This is a genomic window from Dyadobacter sp. CY261 (assembly GCF_021440085.1).
GTDB lineage: Bacteria > Bacteroidota > Bacteroidia > Cytophagales > Spirosomataceae > Dyadobacter.
Genome location: NZ_JAKCPW010000004.1, coordinates 174,675 through 196,753, shown reverse-complemented (window position 1 = coordinate 196,753; position 22,079 = coordinate 174,675). Strand labels below are relative to the sequence as shown.

Genomic DNA, 22,079 nt, shown 5'->3' with positions numbered 1-22,079 from the left:
AAATGAGAAAAATATTTTTAATAATACTCTTGTTAGTCAGTGTAGATACTTTTAGCCAAAAGGGGATTGAATATACATTTCCTAAAGAAGTAACAGATAGTCTGACTTCATTTATTAATCAAAATTCATTTAAAAAGCATTATATCGTCATGGACAAAACCAGTCCAAGTATTTATAATATAATGGTACTTCCATTACAAAAAGTAAATAGATATATTAAGCAAACAAATAGATACGTAAAAGTTAACAAGAAAAAAATACCCATTATTTTTATGACAGATACCGATTTTTTTTCAAAGGGAATTGGTGTTAGAGGCGGCATTATTCGAACAGCAGTAATGTATCATGGCTTTACTATCCATTTTAATTACTCGGGTGAGATTCTAAGAGAATAGCTTTAAGTTTTACATTATTGATCATGGCATCGAGCGCATAGAGGATATGTGTTTTGTCCAGCTCCGGAAACTTGGCGATATCGTTGAGCCGCTTCATCATGGAAGGGTCTTTTAGAAGTTCTCTGTCCTCAGTCTCCCCCAACAAGTAACCCACGGTGGTATCCAGTACATCGGCCAGTTTTTTGACCACATCAATAGTAGGCTTCACTTCGTCCCGCTCATACTTCCCTATAATGGAATGGTAAGACTTTATTTGCCTTTCCTCTTCTGCCTGAGAAAAACCATTGGCTTCCCTTGGCAGCTCGGTGAGATACTAGACCTCATTAATTGAAGAAGGTGAGGGAGCTAAATAATCGTAAAGCCAACTGCGGCAATCTGTTCAGACGCAATAAAATGTCGATGAATATAGGAAAAAATGTTCGACCTATGTTCGACCTAATGAAAAAACCACCCACAACATTACGTCGTAAGTGGCTGATAATCAATGTCGGGATGACAAGATTCGAACTTGCGACCCCTAGCACCCCATGCTAGTGCGCTACCGGGCTGCGCTACATCCCGAACTTTTTTGAGAATGCCCTAAGGCATTCTTTGGGGTTGCAAATCTATAAATGTTTTGGATTATTGTCTATTTCTGCTCCAAAAAAATTGTCGGACGCCAGAAACAGACAATAATCCATTTGGTTATCAGATCGTTTCGTTCTGCCAGTTCGGATTTACGACCTCTGCCTTTCCTTTCCTAAACCATTTATCGCGAACGCGCTCGTTCACATAATACATGCATGGCACCATGATCAATGTGAGCAATGTGGAGAAAGTCAACCCGAAGATGATTGTCCAGGCCAGAATATTCCAGAATACAGAGCTTGGTCCGCCAATGATGAGGTCTGGCTCAAGATTACGGAAAAGGCCTACGAAATCGACGGTAATACCCAAAGCCAGAGGAACAAGACCAAGTACCGCTGCGGACGCCGTCAGTAATACCGGAGTAAGCCTGATCGCACCGCCTTCGATGATTGCCTCCCGCATCGGGTAACCCCGCCCTCGGAGCTCTTCGATAAATTCAATCAGCAGGATACCGTTTTTCACCACAATACCTGCCAGTGCGATGATACCCACACCTGACATGATGATCGAGAAGTCTTTATTGAATATGATAAAGCCCAGCAGTACGCCGATAAGCGATAGCAAGATCGTAAAGAAGATGATGAATGGCTTGATCACGGAATTGAACTGCGTTGCGAGGATCAGATAGATCAACAGGATTGCAGCCCCAAAGGCCGTTCCGAGGAATGCCATCGATTCGTTCTGTTCTTCCTGCTCACCGCCCATTTTGATGATATAACCGTTCGGAACTTCCATATCCTGGATCAATGCCTCGATCTGTCCAACGATTTCATTCGCATTGTATCCTGGCAATACATCGGAGCCCAACGTTACGATCCGGCTCTGATCCTGACGGTTGATCTGGCTGAATGTGGTCGAATAATGAATGTTCGCAACAGAAGTAATAGGCACTTGCCGCAATGCTCCGCCCATGTTCATATCACGATAAACCACATTAAGGCTCAACAGTTTTTCGATTTGCTCACGGTCATCTTTTTCAAGTCGGACCATGATCGGATATTCGTCCTTCGCGTCTCTGAATTTGGAAACTTCGAGTCCGAATAATGCGGTACGTACCGCCAAGGCAACTTGTTGAGAACTGATCCCCTCGCGCTGTGCTTTCTCACGGTCGATATCGATTACGATTTCAGGCTTGTTAGTTACCAGGTCCGAACGAAGCTGGTCGATACCTTCAATGCCCGACTGCTGTACTTTCTGCAACACATCTTTTTCGAGTTTTTGCAGGACCGCAAAATCATCTCCGGAAATCTCGATCGAAATCGGTTTCCCGGTCGGAGGGCCGACGGCTTCGCGCTCAACGGAAATCTCGGCTCCCGGTATTCCTTTTACTGCTTCGCGGATTTTACGCAAAATAGCTTCCGACGAACGTCCGCCACGTTCGGTACCATAAACAAAAGCGACGGTTACCTTAGATTTATGAGGTGTAGCAGAACGGTCCGGGTTATAAGGGTCGCCTGCGTTTTTGCCTACGTTGGCAATTACCGAATTTACCATGTCCATGGCTTTTTCCTTTTCCAAAACATCAAAAACACGTTTCTCGATGATCCTGGTCACAGAATCGGTTACGCGGGCATCGGTACCAATTGGGAGCTTATTGTAAACATAGACGTAATCCGGGTCGCCACTTGGGAAGAAAAGGACTTTGGGCTGTACAATGCCTGTCAGGACAAATGTGAAAATCAACAACCCGAATACCAGTACGATCGCAACAATCGGTCGCCAACCTCTTAATAACCAGTCGATCAACTTGCGATAGCCGTTTTTAAGCGCGGGCAACAGGCGGTCTTGAAACGGAACGAGTATTCTAGGTGTCAGGATATAATGGTTGAAAACCCAGAGGATCAGAATAAATACGAAGAAGTTTCCGATACCGCGGTCGATGGCATAACCAACCAATGCGGCTACGACCAGGATGATCAATGGCCTGCGGATCGCTTTGAAACTCGTGTCGTGCGCCTCTTTTTCATCCTCATGGCGGCCCATGAACGACACCGCAAATACCGGGTTCATTACATAAGCTACGAAAAGAGACGCTCCGAGCGTGATAATGAGCGTCAGCGGCATGAATTTCATAAATTCCCCGACTATACCCGTCCAGAAAAGCAACGGGAAGAATGGCGCAATGGTGGTGAGCGTTCCGGAAAGTACCGGAATAAATACTTCACCCGCCGCCGCTTTTACCGCTTGCTGGATAGTCCAATCCTTATGCTGGTTAAAAAGCCGGTGCGTATTTTCGATTACCACAATCGCATCATCCACTACCAAACCAATCCCGAGCAGAAACGCGAAGAGTACGATGGTATTCAATGTAAATTCAGTCCCTACCATGGGGCCGATGATCGGCATCATCACAAATGCAACCAATGCGGATAATGGCACCGAAAGCCCCACGAAGATCGCGTCGCGCACGCCCATAAAGAACATGAGCACCATTACCACGAAAATAAAGCCGAGTACAACGGTGTTAATTAAGTCATGAAGGTCAGCGCGGGTTTGGATCGATGAATCGGCGGTGATGTTAATGTCGAGTCCGGAAGGAAAACGATTTTCCTTGTAATCAGCGATCACGTCCTCGATCTTGTCGGCCGCTTCCACCAGGTTTTCACCGGAGCGTTTGATGACGTTCAGTGTGATAACCGTTTTACCAGCCAAACGCGCGAAGTCCTGCTGCTCTTCAAAGCTGTCGGCCACTTCGGCAATGTCGCCGAGACGGACCGTCGCGCCGGTGGCGGTGCGGATGCGGATATTGGCCATGTCACTCACATTGGTATACTCGCCTTTCACGCGCAATGTCCGGCGTACACCTTCCACTTTGAGCTCACCACCCGAAACGTTGATGTTTTCACCCTGGATCGCCGTTTGCACATCATAGAATGTCAAGCCGGTCGATTTCATACGGTCCAGATTTACATTGATCTGTATTTCGCGGTTCAATGCGCCGAGGATATCCACACGGGTAATTTCCGGCAACGCCTCGATCCCATCCTGCAAATCTTCGGCATATTGCTTCAGTTGCTTCAGGGAATAATTACCGGCAATGTTGACGTTCATGATCGGGAACTCCGAGAAATTTACATCCTGGGCGGTGGGGCCGGAGTCGAGGTTTTGGGGCAAATCTGTTTTTGCCTTATCGACGGCATCCCTTACCCTTTGCAATGCGACTTCCACAGCCACATCAGGCGTAAACTCAACCAGAATGACCGAAACGTCCTGTAATGCATTGGATTTGATCTTTTTGACGCCGCTGAGCGATTTCAACTGTTTCTCGATCGGCTTGTTGATTGTATTCTCGATATCGGCCGGCGCCGTTCCGAAATAGACGGTATTAATGTAAATCTGCGGGATCTTGATGTCTGGGAACTGCTCTTTCGGCAGGTTATTGTACACCATGAACCCTGCCAACGTAATGATGAACGTAAAGATGTAGATCGTCGTCCTGTTCTCTACGCACCAGTTGGTGAAGCTTAAGGTTTTATATTCGCTGAATTTCATAATGTTGAATGAGAGAATGAGTGAATGACTGAATAAAGGAACTGTTCAATCAGTGACAATTCCTGACTACAAATGACCCAATGGCCGTCACTCTTCATTTCAGTAGCTAATCGGCTGACCGTCGGAAACTTCCTGGTAGCCAAGCGTGATCAGCTGATCTCCTGCCGAGAGACCCGAACGGATTTCGATCTTGCCATTGTAGGCCAGACCGGTTTTCACTTCACGTGCTTTGGCTACTTTTTTGTTGCCTTCGGTCACAGCTACGTATACCACATCCCCTTTTTCGGTGCTTTGCACGTAGTTCTGATCAATTGCCAGGGCATTTTTGCTGGTCGCATCGTTAATTTGCACCTGCGCCATCATGTTGGGTTTGATATCCCGGTCGGAAGGCAGGTTGGCCTCGATCGTAAATGTCCGTGACAATGGATCCACAGCCGTACTTACGAATGTTACGCGGGCTTTGTATTCCTTTTTCAAATCCGGAAATTTCACGATCACTTCGTCGCCCTTTTTCACGCTGGCAGCATAAACGTCCGATACTTTGGCCGAAACTTTGAGGTTGCTCAGGTTCACAACGCGCACAACGCCTACACCCGGGGAAGCCATTTCACCTACTTTTACATTCACCAGGTCTACAACTCCGGCCATTGGTGAAACGATATTCGTTTGAGCAATCTGGGTATTCAATGTCGACAGCTTTCTTTCCAGCCCCTCTTTGTTGTTTTTGGCCTGAAGATATTGCAGCTCCGTACCGATCTTCTGGTCCCAAAGATTTTTCTGTTTGTCGTAGAGCGTGTTAGCCAGGCTCAATGATGTTTTCAGTTCCTCAATGGACTCGGTCAGGATGCTGTTATCGATCTTACCGATCACGCTTCCGGCTCTTACGGCGTCGCCTTCTTTCACATACATGGCTACGATCGCTCCGCCGGTTTTAGGCGTCACGAGCACGTTGTTTTTTGCGTCAACCGTACCTTGGAGCTCGACATAATGCTTGAAAGTCTCGGCATTGAGTGTGTCGATCGAAACGGGCTTCACTTTGGCTTCAGTCGTCTTTTTAGGATCGAGCTTCCCGATCTCGATTTCGAGTGCCTTGATTTTCTTTTCATTTTCGGCTTGTTCCGCTTTCAGCGCTGCAAGCTCTTCTTTTTTTCCTTCGACGCCTTCTTTTTTCGCAGAGCATGCGGCCAGCAATGAGGCTAAGGCGATTATGATCAGAATATTACTTTTCATGATATTGGTAAGTAGCTGTTTCAAATTTTGTTAAGTGTTAATGTGTCATTCGGCGTAAAGCTCGCCTCTGGCCTTGCTAAGATCAACTTTTGCGATCATCAGGTCGTATAATGAGGTGAAGTAGTTCGTTTGCGCTTCTTTCAGTGACGATTCCGCATTGACCACTTCGATGTTTGAGCCTACTCCTTCTTTATATTTGATTTTTGTCACCCTTACGATTTCTTCCGCCAGCGTAAGGTTACGCTTCTGGGTTTCGAGCGTAGCGAATGCGTTCTTGATATTAATGCTTGCCTGATTGTTTTCCAGATCGATCGACTGTTTCAGCAAGTTTTGGCTGTTCTTAACCTTATCGATAGCAATCTTTTTTTGAGCTATCTGATATTTTTTGGTAAAGCCATCGAAGATCGGAATGTTCAGGTTGACTGTCAGCACCATGTTGTTGAACCACTGGTTAGTAAACAGCTGGGAAAACTTGTCCATACCCGCATTATACCCGTAGCCGAGCGAGGCCGACACGCTGGGTAGGTATCCGCTCCGCACATTGCGTAGGTCAAGAAATGCCAGTTTTTCCTGCGTATTCAGCAAAGAATACTCGATCCTGTTCTCATAGCTCACATCCAGACTTGCTGACTGAGCTTGAAGCTCATTCACATTCACGGCGTTGATGTCGTCCGTCAGCTTGATGGGCTCATTCACCGGCATTCCCATCTGGAACCGCAGTAATGAATAGCTTAACTCAATGAGGTTCTGTACCTTTTGACGTTCGGTTTGCAGGTTGTTGATCTGCACCTCCAAACGGTTAACATCCAATAGTTCCACAAAACCGCTTGCATTCATGGCCTTCGTCTCGCGCATGGACGAATCCACGCGGGAGATATTCAGGTCGAGCAGCTTAGCGCGTTCCTCGGCTACCTGTGCAGAATAATAAGCTTTCGTAACCGCCTCGGCTACTGTCACTTTGGATGAAGTAGTAGTTTTCTGTGCAAGTTCCCGATACGTCGCTGCCGCTTTTAATCCAATAAAATAGGACCCATTAAAAATCAGCTGGTTCAAAGTAGCAGACGCTGAGCCTTGCCACGGAATACCGAATTCAACGGCAGTAGGGGGTGCATCCGCTGGTGCTGTCGGGTCAAAGGCATTGGCAGGGAAGAAGAACTTTGGGATAATAATGTTGTTCGTTAGCGAAACGGCCCCGGTCACTTGCGGCAAACCTGTCGCGCGTATTTCTCCGATTCGCGCCTCTGCCGAAACCGCGTCGAGCTGTGCATTTTTGATGTTCAGATTATGCTTGATCGCATAATCCACGGCCTCCTTGAGCGAGTAGCCGGTTTGCGCATATAAGGGAACAACGCTTATCAGTGCCGCGAGCAGAATCAGTGTACTACGTATTGTTCTGGCATTTTTCATGGATATTGAATTCAGTTGTTGGTTTATCTTTTATGGTGTTGTAGTATTCAAATCCTTTTTCCGAAAGTATACCCCGCAAAAAATGCATGAGAAACTGTGTTTGCACGTGCATCATAGTGAACTTCTTGGCAGGATAAACGGTCGGGTCGAAAGCGAGCACGATCTGTTCTACACGCAGGAGCGCCAGCACATCAACGTCTATATCAGGCCGGTACACGCCCATTTGGATGCCCTTTACGAGGTTGTCGCGGATATTTTTAATAATGTACTCGTGCTTGTAGTCCTGAAAAAGGTCCCAGGCATTGGGATAATATTTTTTCAGGTCGTACAAAAGCGTCGGGTTCATGTTCGCGAGCGTTTCCTGCATTTGCACCGTGGCATACATCACTTCCTCGATGGGATTTTCGGCTAGTTCTTCCATTTTTTGCATCTCGCATTTCTGCGACTGTATTTCTTCCTGAATCACCAATGCAAGAATGGCTTCCTTGTCGGAATAATGCTGATAAATGGTACGCTTCGAAATTCCCAGGTCACGGGCAATGTCATCCATGGTGACGCTGCGTATGCCATAGCGCCAGAACAGGTTCAATGCCGATTTTATAATTCGCTCTTTCACAGCGACAAATTTGAAATTTTCGAATGAAAAAAACCAAGAAAACTTTAAAAATGTTTAAAGTTTTCTGTTCGCTAGTAGCCCGTTATCGGCAAAGAGGGCACATGGGTATTGCTTAAAAGCATTTAAATGCTGTCTACTGGCAGGATTGGCGCGTTTCAGGTCCTGTTTTTGGTGCCGCCGTTTGGAGAAAGATCATAAAAAATGGTTTTTAGCTGTTGAGAAATATTTTAATCTTAAATAGGATTATACAAAGGGTAATAGGCTCAATGCGGCATCGTTAGACTATTTCGATTGTGGCTTTATTGGCCGGGAGGATTTCAAATTTTAAGCTGAAAATAGACAGCTGTCAACCGCTTGGTCAATTAAAAAATTATTAAGTGGTGATTTTTAGGTATGAACTTGGCAAATAGAAAGATAAATTGCCCTCTGATGGGAATGATTTGCCATTGATCCGTGTTTGGAAATGACACATATTCTGACCAATTTTCGGATCATTTTCGTTCCTATTTTAACACCCAATTCACTAATTGCTATCGCGACAAACAAATCAATGAAAAGCTACATTGACCTGATTCAGCAGACGTTCGAGTTTCCGACCATGGAATTTAACGTTGATAATAATGAATTGCTGTTCAACAATGTACCTCTGATGGATATCATCAAGGAACATGGTACGCCGTTAAAGATCAATTATCTGCCCAAGATCGGAGAGCACATCGAGAATGCGAACATGTTCTTCAGGAATGCCTTCAAAAGACATAACTACAAGGGGACCTACACCTATTGTTATTGCACTAAATCGTCGCATTTCAGTTTTGTACTGGAAGAAGCCTTGAAGCATAATATCCATATCGAGACGTCATCGGCTTTCGATATCCCCATTATCCGGGAGCTTTACCGCCGTGGCAAGGTCAACAAAAGCACTTATATTCTTGCAAACGGATACAAGCTGCCGCGTTACACGCAATACCTGAGCGAGCTGATCAACGAAGGCTTCAATGTAGTACCGATCCTGGACAATTTGAAAGAGATCGAATCGTACGAGCAGCAGGTAACAGCCGACACCGTTCAATTTGGAATGCGGATTGCGACGGATGAGGAACCGAATTTCGCATTCTATACCTCTCGCCTGGGTATCCGCTATAATGACGTTCAGCAACTTTATAAAGAGAAGATCGAGCCAAATCCTCGTTTCAAACTCAAAATGCTGCACTTCTTCATTAATACAGGCATTAAAGACAGCGCGTATTATTGGAGTGAGCTCACCCGCTTCATGTTCAAGTACTGCGAAATGAAGAAACTCTGCCCCGACCTCGATTCGATCGACATTGGCGGCGGGCTTCCGATCCAGACTTCATTACAGGCAGGATACGATTACCAGCAGATGATCGACGAGATCATCGAGAACATCCAGTGGATCTGTAACAAGAACAATGTGCCTGTTCCGCACATTTTTACAGAATTTGGAAGCTACACGGTAGGTGAAAGCGGTGCGGTGATCTATGAAATCATCGACAAAAAGCTTCAAAACGATAAGGAGTTGTGGTATATGATTAATGGCTCATTTATTACCCAGCTTCCCGACTCATGGGGCATGAACCAGAAATACATCATGTTGCCGATTAACAACTGGGATAGTCCCTATCAAAAGGTTAACCTCGGTGGTCTGACATGCGATTCGCAGGATTTTTACAACAGCGAGATGCACAGCGCAGATTTGTACATGCCGATCTTTGAAGATAATGAGTCACAATACATCGGTTTCTTCCATACGGGTGCTTATCAGGAATCACTAGGAGGATACGGTGGCATTCAGCACTGCCTGATCCCGGCGCCTAAGCACGTGCTCGTGGATCGAGACGAAGAAGGCCGCATTACCACGCGCGTATTTGCCGATGAACAAAACAGCGACTCGATGTTGAGGATTCTTGGTTTCAAGGAAGAGCCCTACGGGTCACAGGACGGAAAGCCCGTGGCGGTGGAGAAGAAGCGTAAGGAGCCTGTGGAGGAATTGGCAGAAACAAAAATCTGATGTCCTATATAAAGTTCTTTGAATGAGTTCGTTATTAGTTCGACTAAAACGCTCGTTCAAAGAACTTATTTTTATATTTTTGTAGTGATAAAATCTTATACGAACTGGAAAATGAAAAAGATCTTACTTCTTTTAGCTGTCTGCGGAACATTGGCGGTGGCGTCATCCTGCACCAAACACGCCTGCCCTGCTTACGGTTCTCTGCAGAAAACGCAGCCTGCACCAGCGTTAAAAGCTTAATATTTACTGCTGCAATATCAATTTAGCGGCTTCCAGTAAATTCACAGCGGCATAATCTCCCGTCGATTCTTCTGCATCCGGGACAATATGAACCGTTTTCAAACCCACATTTTTTCCTGCTTCCATATCCCGGTCACGGTCACCGATCATCCATGATTGATCAGGATCAACATCGTATTTAGCCATTGCCTTCTCAATCAGCAACGAGCCGGGCTTCCGAGATAATGAATTGCCTGAATAGGCTGGGTGATAGGGAGAAAAATACAGATCGTCGAGTGCGTAATCCGAAACCTGTTGCATTGCTTCGTGGATTGCATACACACTATCTGCCGTGTAAAGCCCTTTCGCGATGCCTGCCTGGTTCGTGATTACGATCAGCAGGTAACCCGCCTCTTTCAGCATTCGTAGTGCTTCTGCGACGCCTTCGGGGATTACCAGTTCTTTCAGGTTGTAGAGATAGTCCGGGCAATCCTCGTTCAGTACTCCGTCACGGTCGAGGAATACGCATTTGTTTGGATGAACTGCCATATTTACAGAGAGGAATACTCTTTAACCGCCTCGATAAAGCACCGAACCTTGTCGGGATCAGTATCTGGGTACACGCCGTGACCAAGGTTGGCAATGTACCGTTGCGTGCCGAATTGGTTGACCATGTTCTTCACTTCCGTTCTGATCTGATCGAAAGACGAATACAATACGCAAGGGTCAAGGTTGCCTTGCAAGGTCTTGTTCGGGATCAGCTCGCGTGACTCGGCGATGTCCATATTCCAATCGAGGCCAACGACCGAGCAACTAAGCTCTCCAATCTCTTTCCTCGCAAAGAATGCGCCTTTGGCAAAAACAGTCACCGGAACCTCGGTAATGGCATCGCAAATCTGTTTGATATAGGGCAAGGAAAACTCGCGGTATTGTTCCGGCGACAAAATGCCTGCCCAGGAATCAAAAAGCTGGACAATATCGGCACCTGCGGCGATCTGTGCTTTAAGATAAGCAATCGTACTATCGGTGATTTGTTGTAATAATGTGTGTGAAAACTTGGGATCGGCGTAGAGATGTTTTTTGGCTACCGAGAAGGTTTTCGAGCCTTTGCCTTCTGTCATATAGCAAAAGATCGTGAACGGTGCGCCGGCGAAACCGATCAGTGGAACACGTCCAGCCAGACCCTCTTTCGTGAGCTTAATGGCGTCGAGCACATATTTCAGATCCGTTTCCGGCTCCGCGATATGCAGCTTTTGAAGGTCATCCAGCGTGTGCACCGTGCTCGGGAAAACGGGCCCGCGTTGCTCGATCATCTCATAAGGTAAACCCATTGCTTCCGGGACCACGAGGATATCGGAAAATATAATGGCAGCATCCACGCCCAGCAAATCAACAGGTTGCAGGGTCACTTCTGCTGCCATTTCAGGTGTAGTGGCCAATTTGATAAAGCTTCCGGCCTTCTCACGAACGGCCCGGTACTCGGCCAGGATTCTTCCGGCCTGGCGCATCATCCATACAGGCGTACGTTCGGTCTTCTCCCCCCGCGCCGCCCGAAGTAAAAGGTCATTTTTAAGATTCATGCGGCAAAGGTAGGGAGAAAGTGGTTATTCAAAACCTAAAATTAACCCCAACCAAAAAATTCCGCCCGGCTTGCGGGAAGTAGAAATTCTCCTGCGTCAGCGCGCCGCCGGCGATGTAGCCGTAGGTGTAGCCATTCGATTCGAACTTCTTATCCAGCACATTGTTGACGAGCAGATTGAATGCTATTTCCTTCGCCCAGGTTGGTTTGATGGTCCATGAAAGGCGGATGTCGTTCGTCAGATAGGCGTCAAGTTTGCGGGTCTCGGTGGACGTATTGTCCAGGTATTGGTTGCCCACATATTTAGTCAGCAATGCGAGTTCGAGGTTCTTACGGAGGGAGTAGGTGAACTGGCTCCCGGCGATCACATCAGGTGAAAACGAAATGTCCGATTTGCCGTGATCGACGGTTTTATAGCCGCCATTATCATAGTCGACAATGTATTCCGTAAAGTTTTTGATCTTGTTCTGGCTGAAAGTAACATTAGCGTTCCATTTCAGGAAGCGGTTGAAAACCACAGCGCCTTCTAGTTCGATGCCGGTGCGGTAGCTTTTAGGCACGTTCACTCGTACGGAACTACCTACGTCGTTGATCTGGCCGGTGAGTACGAGTTGGTTTTTATAGTCCATCAAATAGTAGTTAGCCGCGAACGCCCATTTGCCTTGCTGCGTACGGAAACCGGCCTCGACATTCTGTAATCGCTCGTTTTTCGGGAATAGATTGGCGGTAGAAGAGGTGAAATCATCGCGGTTAGGCTCGCGGTTGCCAATGCTGTAAGAGGCGTAAACGGAACTTTGTTCAGCCAATTGATAAGTAAGCCCAGCCTTTGGATTAAAAAATGAATAGGACTGATCGAACGCGAGCTGAACGAGATCATTATCCGTGCCGTGAATCGCGTGACTTACCCTCCGGTATTGCAGATCCGCGAATGCGGTCAGTTGGTCTGTGAATGCGTAATATATCTTTCCATACAGGTTAAAATCCTTTTTCTTGCCCGTGCTGAAATAATATTGATGCTCATTTTCGATGCTTCCGGCATTGCGTGCCCAGATGATTTGTCCATAGTGGTCGCCATCATACTGGTTCCAGCCTCCGCCGAAGCTGGCCGTCAGCTTTTTGAAACTGTTATAGTCAAAGGAGAATGTCGTTCCATAAAAATAGTTGTCGAGCCAGCGGCGACGGATGAGGTCGGTGCTGGTAAGCGTATCACTACCGATGGTCACATTCGGCAAATTGTACTTGCTGTATTCGTCAGCCGTGCGGTATTGCTCGTAATAGCCGAGCCCGCGGACGAGGAAGGCGTTGAGGTTGAATGTCAGTTTATTGCTCAAATTATGAGAAGAAACGATCTGGTAATGGTCCTGGCGGTAATTGTCGACCTCGTTTTTATAAGTGTAGGAATTATAAGTCCTGTCGTCGGAATTGAGCAGGTTTTGTGCATCTTTTTCGCCCAGGCCATTCCGGTCGATGTAAGCGAGGATACCCTGGCGGTCACCACGTAATTTCGCTTCCGGTACGCCGTTCCAGGATTGGTAAGTACGCTCTTTTCCCGAAAACACATTGACCCGCACAAAACTCTTTTTACCAAAATAACCACCTGACAAATAGTACGAGTGCAATTCCGAAGACGCCCGATCCACAAAACCATCCGACGAAACACGCGATAACCTCGCATCGAAGGTAAATTTGTCCTTAATAAGCCCCGAACCTACCTTCAATGTGTTTTTAAATGTATTAAAAGAGCCATACGAGTTGTTCAGTTCTGCATAAGGTTCTTCACGAAAAGCGTTGGTATTGATATTCACCGAAGCGCCAAATGCACCGGCCCCGTTTGTCGAAGTCCCCACCCCGCGCTGGATTTGGATGCTGCTTACCGACGAAGCAAAATCAGGCATATTGACCCAGAATACACCCTGGCTTTCGGCATCATTGTAAGGAATGCCATTCACGGTTACGTTGATGCGTGTGGCGTCGGAGCCCCGGATGCGAATACCCGTGTAACCGACGCCACCGCCCGCGTCGCTCGTGCTCACCAGGGATGGCGAAAAGTTGAGCAATACCGGCAGGTCCTGTCCAAGATTTTGCTTGTCGATCTGTGCGGCCGTTACGTTGGTATAAGCCATCCCCGACTTGTCGTTCACTCGGGTGGCATTGATAATCACCTCGTCGGCCTGGTAAGTGCTTTTGTTAAGCTTGATGTCAACTTGATTTAAGCTTCCAATCGCTACTTTCAAACTTTGGTAACCGATGTAGGAAATTTCCAGGGTTTCGATCGTTTCGGAAATGTTTTTCAAAACAAAATTTCCATCCTTGTCCGTGCTTGTACCACGGATTTCACCGGCTTTGACCGTCGCGCCGGGTAGCGGTTTGCCATCTTCGGCATCGGTCACACGGCCAGAAACAGTTAATATTTGCTGTGCCTTTTGAGCAAAAGAGAGGAGTGAGGAGGCGCTCAACAGCAGCGCCAGCAGATAGGTAGTAATTTTTCGCATTGCGATATATCATTACAACAGGCAGGGGCCACCTATCAGATGTTCAAAAAATATAAATGTAGAAACAGCCGGTTCCGGCTTTCTCTCCCTACGCCGGCATTACCCGGATCAGGTTAAATGGGTATGATCTCAGCCCGTTCGGTAGGGCACCCCTTGAGATTATGGTGTAAAATTAGTGTTTGAAAGCCGGGGATTCAAGAGAACGCCTGCTATTGTTTGCGTTCATGCCATTTCTTGGGGCTCATAGTCATGTGAAAGATTGCGCTGATCGCAGCGATTTGCTGTTTCGGCGATTTTAAAATGGATCATATTCAAGTGCTTTTCCTTAAATTTACGATCTGCTACAAGAACTTATTAACTGCCTGACTTTCAAAATGAAAAGCTATACAGACACATATATCAGTCCCTCTCAACACGCCATGGAACTGGAATACCGGTATGGGGCACACAACTATAAACCGATGCCGGTAGTGATCGAGCGGGGCGCTGGAGTTTTTTTGTGGGACGTGGAAGGGAAGCAGTATTTCGATTTCCTTTCGGCTTACAGCGCGGTGAGCCAGGGACATTGCCATCCGAAAATTGTGAATGCAATGATTGGGCAGGCGCAAACACTGACACTCACTTCCCGAGCATTTTACAACAATCGCCTCGGCGAATGCGAGAAGTTCCTTTGTGAATATTTTGGCTATGATAAGGTGCTGATGATGAATTCCGGTGTGGAGGGCGGAGAAACGGCATTGAAACTAACCCGCAAATGGGCTTATAAAGTAAAAGGGATCGAGCCCGGAAAGGCTAAAACGGTGTACGCGTCCGGTAATTTTTGGGGAAGGACATTAGCCGCGATCTCATCCTCGACAGACCCATCGTCTACCAACGACTATGGTCCTTTCCTGCCGGGTTACGAGATTATTCCCTACAATGACCTCAATGCATTGGAAAGCCTTCTAAAAAGTGACGCAAACATTGCCGGTTTTATGGTAGAGCCCATTCAGGGCGAGGCGGGTGTGGTGGTTCCTGAGGAAGGTTACCTCCGTGGCGTGCGCGATTTGTGCACAAAATACAATGTCCTTTTCATCGCTGACGAGGTACAAACAGGCATCGGTCGTACTGGTAAGCGGCTGGCTTGTGACTGGGAAGGTGTGAAGCCCGACATTCTCGTTCTCGGAAAAGCATTGTCGGGTGGCACGATGCCAGTTTCCGCGGCATTCGCGGATGATGAGATCATGCTAACGATCGCTCCCGGCGAACACGGCTCTACCTATGGCGGGAATCCATTGGCTTGCGCGGTGACGATCGCTGCATTGCAGGTAGTAATAGAAGAAAACCTTGCCGGGAATGCCGAGGACATGGGACGCGTTTTTCGTGCACGAATGGAAGCACTTCAAAAGCAATGTTCTCTGATCGAAAGCGTTAGAGGAAAGGGCCTGCTGAATGCGATCGTGATCAACGATTCCGAAGAGAGCGGCATAGCGATGGACCTTTGTTACAAAATGATGGAAAAAGGCCTGCTATGTAAACCCACCCACGGCAATAAAATCCGCTTCGCGCCGCCACTTGTCATTTCGGAGACGCAAATGGATGAAGCTTGCCGCATTATTGAAGAGGTATTTTTAGAAATGAACTGAAATTTATGAGACTTAGACTTTTCCTGCCTGTCATTTTCCTGGCCGCGCTTGTTTTCTCATGTAAGGACAAAAACGTCGATCCGGCTACCGAAACCCAGACCAACCAGTGGATCTACACCAATATGAAATACTGGTACTACTGGACGGATCATATCACCGATTCACCGGATTACAACAAAACACCCAGCGATTTTTTCAGCTCGCTTCTTTACAAATACGACGCCACGGCCCGTCCCGACGGCGACCGGTTTTCTTGGATGCAGGAAAGCGCCAAGGAACTGGAAGCTTCATTGGGCGGATCGTCCAAGACGACCGGCATGGAGTACAAGCTGGTTTATTTCCCAGCCAATACGAGTGATGTTGTTGGCATTGTGCTGTATGTGATACCGGGCTCACCGGCCGCACAGGCGGGTTTCGCCCGGGGCGATGTGTTCAGCAGTGTGAACGGACAGAAAATGACCGATTCCAATTACAGCAAGTTGCTGAATACGGATGAAAAGAAAACCTACACGTTGGCCAACATCAAGGACGGAACGGTGGAGGAAACGGCCACGAAAAGGGATGTTACGCCGGTTGAATTACAGGAAGATCCCGTGTTTTTCGATTCGGTTTATACCATTGGCGCCAATAAAATCGGTTATGTGGTTTATCACCAGTTTATACCGGAGCCTTACCAAACGAACAATAAGGCTTATGACAAGAAGCTGGATGCCATCTTTTCGGAATTCAAGAATAGCAATGTCAATGCATTGGTGCTCGATTTACGGTATAATCCGGGGGGCTATGTAAGTTCAGCCACCAACCTCGCCAGCCTGATCGGGAAGGTTACTTCCAACGACATATTCTACTATAAAGAATATAACAAGCAGGTGACGGAAACGAACCTCAAGAAATACGGTGAGTCCTATTTCTACGACAAGTTTGTGGCTAAAAGCGAAAACATAGGAGGTAATCTAAAAAATCTGGTCGTCTTAGTTTCCTCGCGGTCGGCGTCGGCCAGCGAGCTAGTGATCAATGGTTTGAAGCCTTTTATGACCGTTACATTGGTTGGCGGCAAAACGGTCGGCAAAAATGTGGGTTCTGTTACGCTGAGTGATGAGAAGAACGGCATTAAAGTAGGTTTGCAGCCGATTGTTTCCAAATCTTTGAATAAGGATAAAAAATCCGACTATCATGTTGGTTTTGAGCCCGACGTGAAGGTAAGCGAAGGGAACATCCTCTATCCTTACGGCGATCCTCGTGATCCGTTGCTTGGCGAGGCGTTGTTCCAGATCACCGGTACGCATGTGACACGTCAGGGCCGCAGCGCACGTGTGTTGCAGGAAGAAGCGCAAAACGAACTGTCATCGACCATCAGCCGTAAAGCTGGCGGAAGTAATATGTTCTACGACAAATAGCAGGAAATAATCTGTTTTGAGATGGTGAGAGAACTGCCCGACGCTGTACTCTCACCATTTTTTATTCTATTTTTACAGTCTTGCATTAGCGTATTTCTAACTAATTGACCTTCTATGAAGCTGGTAAATGATATGACTGTCTGGTTTTTGAAGCGGCGCTTCGAAAGGATCGAACAGTTTATGAAGTACCCCATCGAAACCCAGCAGCGCATATTTTCAGAATTGATCGAAACGGCCCGTTATACCGAATTTGGCAGCCGTTATAATTACGGGCAGATCAAGTCTGTAAAGGAATTTCAGGAACAGGTGCCCATTTCCGCCTATGAGCAGCTTTACCCGTATATCGAGCGGGTACTAAGAGGTGAGCCGAATGTGCTCTGGCCGTCAGCGATCGAATGGTTTTCCAAGTCGTCGGGTACCACCAATGCGCGCAGCAAGTTTCTGCCCGTGTCGCCAGAAGCCCTCGAAGAATGCCATTACGAAGGCGGGAAGGATATGATGACCTTGCTGATCAACAACAGACCTGACACCCGTGTTTTTGACGGTAAAGGGCTGTCGATCGGCGGAACCTTGCATGCCAATCCTTTTGATGATTACACCCAGATCGGCGATGTATCGGCCGTTATCATGCAAAATTTGCCCTCCTGGGCTGAATTCATGCGCACACCACCGCTGGAAGTAGCTTTAATGGATCATTGGGAAGGCAAGCTGGACAAAATGGCTTCGATTTGCTCGCAGGAGAATGTGACCAGCATTCTCGGCGTGCCCACCTGGACGATTGTTTTGTTGGACCAAATTCTGGAACGTACAGGCAAAAAGAATATGCTCGAGGTATGGCCCGATTTTGAAGTTTTTGTACATGGTGCGGTGTCTTTTGAGCCTTATCGTGACCTGTTCATGAAAAAATATTTCCCATCGGATCAGGTACTTTATCTGGAAACTTACAGCGCTTCCGAAGGCTTTTTTGCAATCCAGGACGATATCAACCGCGTTGGTGAAATGTTGCTGATGCTTGATTATGGCATATTTTATGAGTTTATACCCATTGAAGAGTTGGGCAAGGAACATCCCCAGGCCTTACTATTAAATGAAGTGGAAGTTGGAAAAAACTATGCGATGGTCATTTCTACTAACGCAGGTTTGTGGCGCTACCTGATCGGCGATACCGTCAAGTTCACATCCATTTATCCGTTCCGCGTAAAGGTAAGCGGGCGCACAAAGCATTTTATCAATGCATTCGGCGAGGAAGTGATTGTGGAAAATGCAGATCACGCCATTAAGGTGGCGGCGCATCAAACCGACGCGTCGGTTGCGAACTATACCGCCGGTCCCGTTTACATGGGCGATGGCTCGCGTGGCTGCCATGAGTGGGTCATCGAATTTAACAAGGAACCGGACGACCGAGAAGCATTCATCCAGTTGCTCGACAATGCGTTAAGAGAAGTCAACTCGGACTATGACTCCAAGCGCTACAAGGATATGGCCCTTACCCGTCCGATTATTCATTTCGCTCCCGCTGGCACTTTCTACGCCTGGCTTGGCAAGCAACACAAGCTCGGTGGCCAAAACAAGGTGCCGCGGCTTAGTAATTCCAGGGAGTATCTGGATGATTTGCTGGCGGGGTTGTAGGGGAGTTTAGGAGGAGTGACCATGGACGATGGACCGCCGACCATGGTCGGCGATTTCTTGACCGCTGACGGCAGACCGTTGACGGCCAGATTCTTGATTATGATTGTTGTATAATAAAAATTCCAAAGTGCCGCACTATAGTAATCGGTGGTATATGGTCGGCGGTCCATGGTCAAAACCCCAAATGCCACCACACAAGCCACAACGCCTACAATGATCCCCAAACGCTTAAAAATAAAAGGACTTTATTCTTACCAGACCGAACAGGAGATCGATTTTGATCCGTTGACCGATGCTTCGTTATTCGGCATTTTCGGAGCGGTGGGGAGTGGAAAGTCTTCCATTCTCGAAGCGATTACTTTCGCATTGTATGGTGATACCGAACGGCTAAACAAGTCGGGTGACGACCGTACTTATAATATGATGAACCTTCGTTCGGATGATTTGCTGATTGATTTCGAATGCATTGCAGGAAAAAAAGGGGATCGGTACCGGTTTACGGTCCGTGGCAAGAGGAACAGCAAGAATTTCAAGGATGTCAAGACATTTGAGAGAAGGGGTTATATATGGCAAGAAAACGACTGGATACCGCTGGCGGAAAGCGAGTCGGCGGAAAGCATTATCGGACTGAGTTACGACAATTTCCGGCGGACGATCATCATTCCGCAGGGCCGTTTTCAGGAATTCATTGAATTGAGGGACGCGGACCGGACACGGATGATGAAAGAGCTTTTTCAGCTCGAAAAATATGATTTGAGCCGTAATGTCGGCTCGCTGAGCAAACAGAACGACCTTGCATTGTCGAATGTGGACGGTCAACTTCTTGGCTTGGGCGAGGTAATGCAGGAAATGTTGGCGGAAGGTGAGCGGAACCTTGAATCACTAAGGCAGCAAATCCTCCAAACGACAAATGAGCTGGCTTTCCAAACTGAATTGGAGGGCAATTTGCAAAAACTGAAACTGGCAGGCGAAAAGATACAAACGCTTCGTGTGAGGCTGGAAGGGCTGGAATTGGAGCGGGAAGCCATGCGCGAGCGCGAGGCTGCATTGAAGACTTTTGAAACCTGTTCCCTGCATTTTAAATCAATTCTGGACCAGAAAAGCAACCTGTTGACGGCTATCAACCGTGATCAGAAAATCGTTGCCGACAATCAGGAGCGACTAACGACATTAACCGGGTTGCTCGAAAACCAACAGCAAACCTTGCTATTGCTGAAACCACGCTACGAGAAACGGGAAGACTTGCTTGCTACCGCAGAAGAACTGGAAAAGGTCATGCGCATTTTAGAACATTCGCAAGCGGTTATCAAGCGGAAGGAAGCATTGGTTCGTGGCGAAGAGCAATTGAAGGAAAAGGGAAGTGCCATCGAAATACAAAAACAACAAAAGCAGGAGCTGGAAGCAGCTAATGAACAACGTAAAACCGGCCTGGGCGATGTGCTCGAATTGGGAGTTGTAAAATCCTGGTTTACAACAGCAGACAGCCTTGCCGAAAACCGCCAGGTTATCAAAACGGAAGCCGAGGCGCTTGCATTGGAAATAAAGACGCTTATTGATGGTTTAGGGCTAAGACTGAACGATATTACCAACGATTTTGCGATCCAATTTGGTGAGGATAGATCATTGGAAGCTTTTCAGAAAGGCATTGCGGAATACCTGGAAGCCGGAGAAAGCAAGCGGAAGGAACTGAACCGTCAGTTGTTGCATATTAATACAAAAGTCGCGCTGCACCAATATGCGGGTGATCTCGAAGACGGAGAGCCTTGTCCCCTTTGCGGTTCGTTGCACCATCCTGAGGTGTTGGGTATCGACGGTGCTTTGAACGGAGAAATAGCGGCAATCGAAAATCAGTTGAATGCATTGGAAGGGAATGAAAGGCTGCTAAGAAAATTACAGTCGCCGGTGGAACGTATTTTTAATCAAATCGAAAATCTTGAAAAGCAGAAAATATCGATAAAACAACGTTACGCGGAAGCCCAAGGCAGGTTGAAGACGCACGATGAGGCATTCGCATGGCCGACATTCAGCAAAGCAGACCGGGAAGGGTTCGAAAAGCGGTTTGCCGAGAGCAGCCGCGTGCAAACTGAAATCAAAGCGAATGAAGCGGCTTTGAAAGCCTTGGGCGAACAAATCGAAACGGCTATAAAGGAGAAGGCTGAAAAGATCGAAAAGCCGCTTCAAGCATTGAGGGATGAAATATTGAAGTTGGAAAACACGGTTTATACATTGTCGGGGCAGTTGTTGAGAGTAAATCTTGCGGAGTTCGAGATGACGGCTACAACTACGATTGCTGAAAAAATCACTGCATTAAAGGCGGATTATGAACAACTTTCGGTAGCTTTCATGGAAGCCGAAAAACAAGTCGATGCACTCGAAAAAGAGCATAATACTATTTTAGGAAGCCAGGCTACGCTTCAAGTTGCATTGGGGGGTAACCAGCGCGACCTCGCGGTGGTTCAGGAAAAAATGGATAGCCTGTTGACTACCTACGCATTCGAATCGGAGGCGCAAGTGGCGGAAATCCTGCAAAAGCCAATTTACATTGAAACCGAGCGACAGGCGATCGACGCATTCAAACTGGCATTGGAAACAACAGGTGTAGAATTGAAGAACCTTTTGGAAGAGCATGCAGGAGACCAGTATGATGCAGCCAGGCACGAAGCGGTAACCGCGTTAAAAAATACATTGTCCGAAACCTTGAACAGCCAGCGGAAAGAAGAGGGCAACATCGGCGGGCGACTGAAACAAATGGCGGAAGATCTTGCGAAAAAAGCATTGCTACTCAAAGAAAAAGGCCGTTTGTTGCTCCGGAAAGAACATCTTGATGATCTGGCAAAGCTCTTCCGGTCCAGCGGTTTTGTGGATTACGCATCGAGCATCTACCTGCAAAACCTGATCCAGGCAGCCAACCACCGGTTTCACCAAATGACCCACCAGCAACTTCACCTCGAACTGGGGGAAGGAAACAGTTTCTGGGTGCGCGACTTGCTGAACGGCGGGCATATGCGGCTACTGAAAACCTTGTCGGGCGGACAGAAATTCCAGGCGGCGTTATCGCTGGCACTGGCGCTGGCAGATCACATCCACATTCGGAATGAGTCCACACATAACTTCTTTTTCCTGGACGAAGGCTTTGGCTCACTGGATAAAAATGCCCTGCAAACCGTTTTTGAAACATTGAAATCATTGCGAAAGGAAAACAGGATCGTAGGCGTGATCAGCCACGTGGAAGAGCTCCAGCAGGAAATCCAGGCTTACCTCAGGATCATCGAAAGCGAGGAAGGCAGCCGCATCGTACCGAGCTGGAAATAAGTATCACGCATTAAAATGTATATTTGG

14 protein-coding genes, 1 tRNA gene and 1 riboswitch are annotated in these 22,079 nt (G+C 47.2%); of the genes, 6 read left to right on the top strand and 9 right to left on the bottom strand.

The features are described from left to right. Positions 1-2 precede the first annotated feature (2 nt). A complete protein-coding gene (locus tag LZD49_RS13450; RefSeq protein ID WP_234668091.1) occupies positions 3-395 on the top strand; it encodes a hypothetical protein in 393 nt (130 codons plus the stop codon). Here LZD49_RS13450 and LZD49_RS13445 read toward each other — a convergent pair. The 6 genes from LZD49_RS13445 to LZD49_RS13420 all read right to left on the bottom strand — a co-directional run bounded on the left by LZD49_RS13445 (position 364) and on the right by LZD49_RS13420 (position 7,767). After that, on the bottom strand, positions 364-696 hold the full coding sequence (locus tag LZD49_RS13445; protein WP_255721024.1) for a helix-turn-helix domain-containing protein: 333 nt from the start codon (positions 694-696) through the stop codon (positions 364-366). The two genes, LZD49_RS13450 and LZD49_RS13445, sit on opposite strands and share 32 nt — an antisense overlap. A gap of 186 nt (positions 697-882) precedes the next feature. Continuing rightward, positions 883-956: transfer RNA gene (locus LZD49_RS13440), tRNA-Pro, on the bottom strand. Between the two features lie 126 nt (positions 957-1,082). Further along, positions 1,083-4,514 (bottom strand): efflux RND transporter permease subunit, encoded by a 3,432-nt coding sequence (locus LZD49_RS13435; RefSeq protein ID WP_234668090.1) that lies wholly within the window; start codon positions 4,512-4,514, stop codon positions 1,083-1,085. Positions 4,515-4,613: 99 nt separating this feature from the next. Further along, on the bottom strand, positions 4,614-5,744 hold the full coding sequence (locus LZD49_RS13430) for an efflux RND transporter periplasmic adaptor subunit (RefSeq protein ID WP_234668089.1): 1,131 nt from the start codon (positions 5,742-5,744) through the stop codon (positions 4,614-4,616). 45 nt (positions 5,745-5,789) lie between these two features. After that, positions 5,790-7,151 carry a TolC family protein gene (locus LZD49_RS13425; protein WP_234668088.1) on the bottom strand — a complete coding sequence of 454 codons (1,362 nt, stop codon included), beginning with the start codon at positions 7,149-7,151 and terminating at the stop codon, positions 5,790-5,792. Beyond that, positions 7,126-7,767, bottom strand: a complete 642-nt coding sequence (locus LZD49_RS13420; RefSeq protein ID WP_234668087.1) for a TetR/AcrR family transcriptional regulator — start codon at positions 7,765-7,767, stop codon at positions 7,126-7,128. Before LZD49_RS13420 ends, LZD49_RS13425 begins: the two co-directional genes overlap by 26 nt. Positions 7,768-8,317: 550 nt before the next feature. On the opposite strand from LZD49_RS13420, the gene LZD49_RS13415 reads away from it, so the two are divergent. Then, a complete protein-coding gene (locus LZD49_RS13415; RefSeq protein ID WP_234668086.1) occupies positions 8,318-9,799 on the top strand; it encodes an arginine decarboxylase in 1,482 nt (493 codons plus the stop codon). 243 nt (positions 9,800-10,042) lie between these two features. On the opposite strand, the gene LZD49_RS13410 is transcribed toward LZD49_RS13415, so the two are convergent. The 3 genes from LZD49_RS13410 to LZD49_RS13400 are packed head-to-tail and all read right to left on the bottom strand — an operon-like array spanning position 10,043 to position 14,089. After that, positions 10,043-10,567, bottom strand: a complete 525-nt coding sequence (locus LZD49_RS13410; RefSeq protein WP_234668085.1) for an HAD-IIIA family hydrolase — start codon at positions 10,565-10,567, stop codon at positions 10,043-10,045. Positions 10,568-10,569: 2 nt separating this feature from the next. Beyond that, positions 10,570-11,598, bottom strand: coding sequence for a uroporphyrinogen decarboxylase (gene hemE, locus LZD49_RS13405; RefSeq protein ID WP_234668084.1), 1,029 nt, complete (start codon positions 11,596-11,598; stop codon positions 10,570-10,572). A gap of 28 nt (positions 11,599-11,626) precedes the next feature. Beyond that, on the bottom strand, positions 11,627-14,089 hold the full coding sequence (locus tag LZD49_RS13400; RefSeq protein WP_234668083.1) for a TonB-dependent receptor: 2,463 nt from the start codon (positions 14,087-14,089) through the stop codon (positions 11,627-11,629). 69 nt (positions 14,090-14,158) lie between these two features. After that, positions 14,159-14,253: riboswitch (TPP riboswitch) on the bottom strand. Positions 14,254-14,463: 210 nt separating this feature from the next. On the opposite strand from LZD49_RS13400, the gene rocD reads away from it, so the two are divergent. The 4 genes from rocD to LZD49_RS13380 all read left to right on the top strand — a co-directional run bounded on the left by rocD (position 14,464) and on the right by LZD49_RS13380 (position 22,052). Then, complete coding sequence (gene rocD / locus LZD49_RS13395) at positions 14,464-15,714, top strand: ornithine--oxo-acid transaminase (protein ID WP_234668082.1); 1,251 nt, start codon at positions 14,464-14,466, stop codon at positions 15,712-15,714. Between the two features lie 5 nt (positions 15,715-15,719). Next, on the top strand, positions 15,720-17,111 hold the full coding sequence (locus tag LZD49_RS13390; RefSeq protein WP_234668081.1) for a S41 family peptidase: 1,392 nt from the start codon (positions 15,720-15,722) through the stop codon (positions 17,109-17,111). A 114-nt stretch (positions 17,112-17,225) separates the two neighbouring features. Then, a complete protein-coding gene (locus LZD49_RS13385) occupies positions 17,226-18,740 on the top strand; it encodes a GH3 auxin-responsive promoter family protein (RefSeq protein WP_234668080.1) in 1,515 nt (504 codons plus the stop codon). 168 nt (positions 18,741-18,908) lie between these two features. Next, positions 18,909-22,052 carry an AAA family ATPase gene (locus LZD49_RS13380; RefSeq protein WP_234668079.1) on the top strand — a complete coding sequence of 1,048 codons (3,144 nt, stop codon included), beginning with the start codon at positions 18,909-18,911 and terminating at the stop codon, positions 22,050-22,052. The last annotated feature ends 27 nt before the right edge of the window (positions 22,053-22,079 follow it).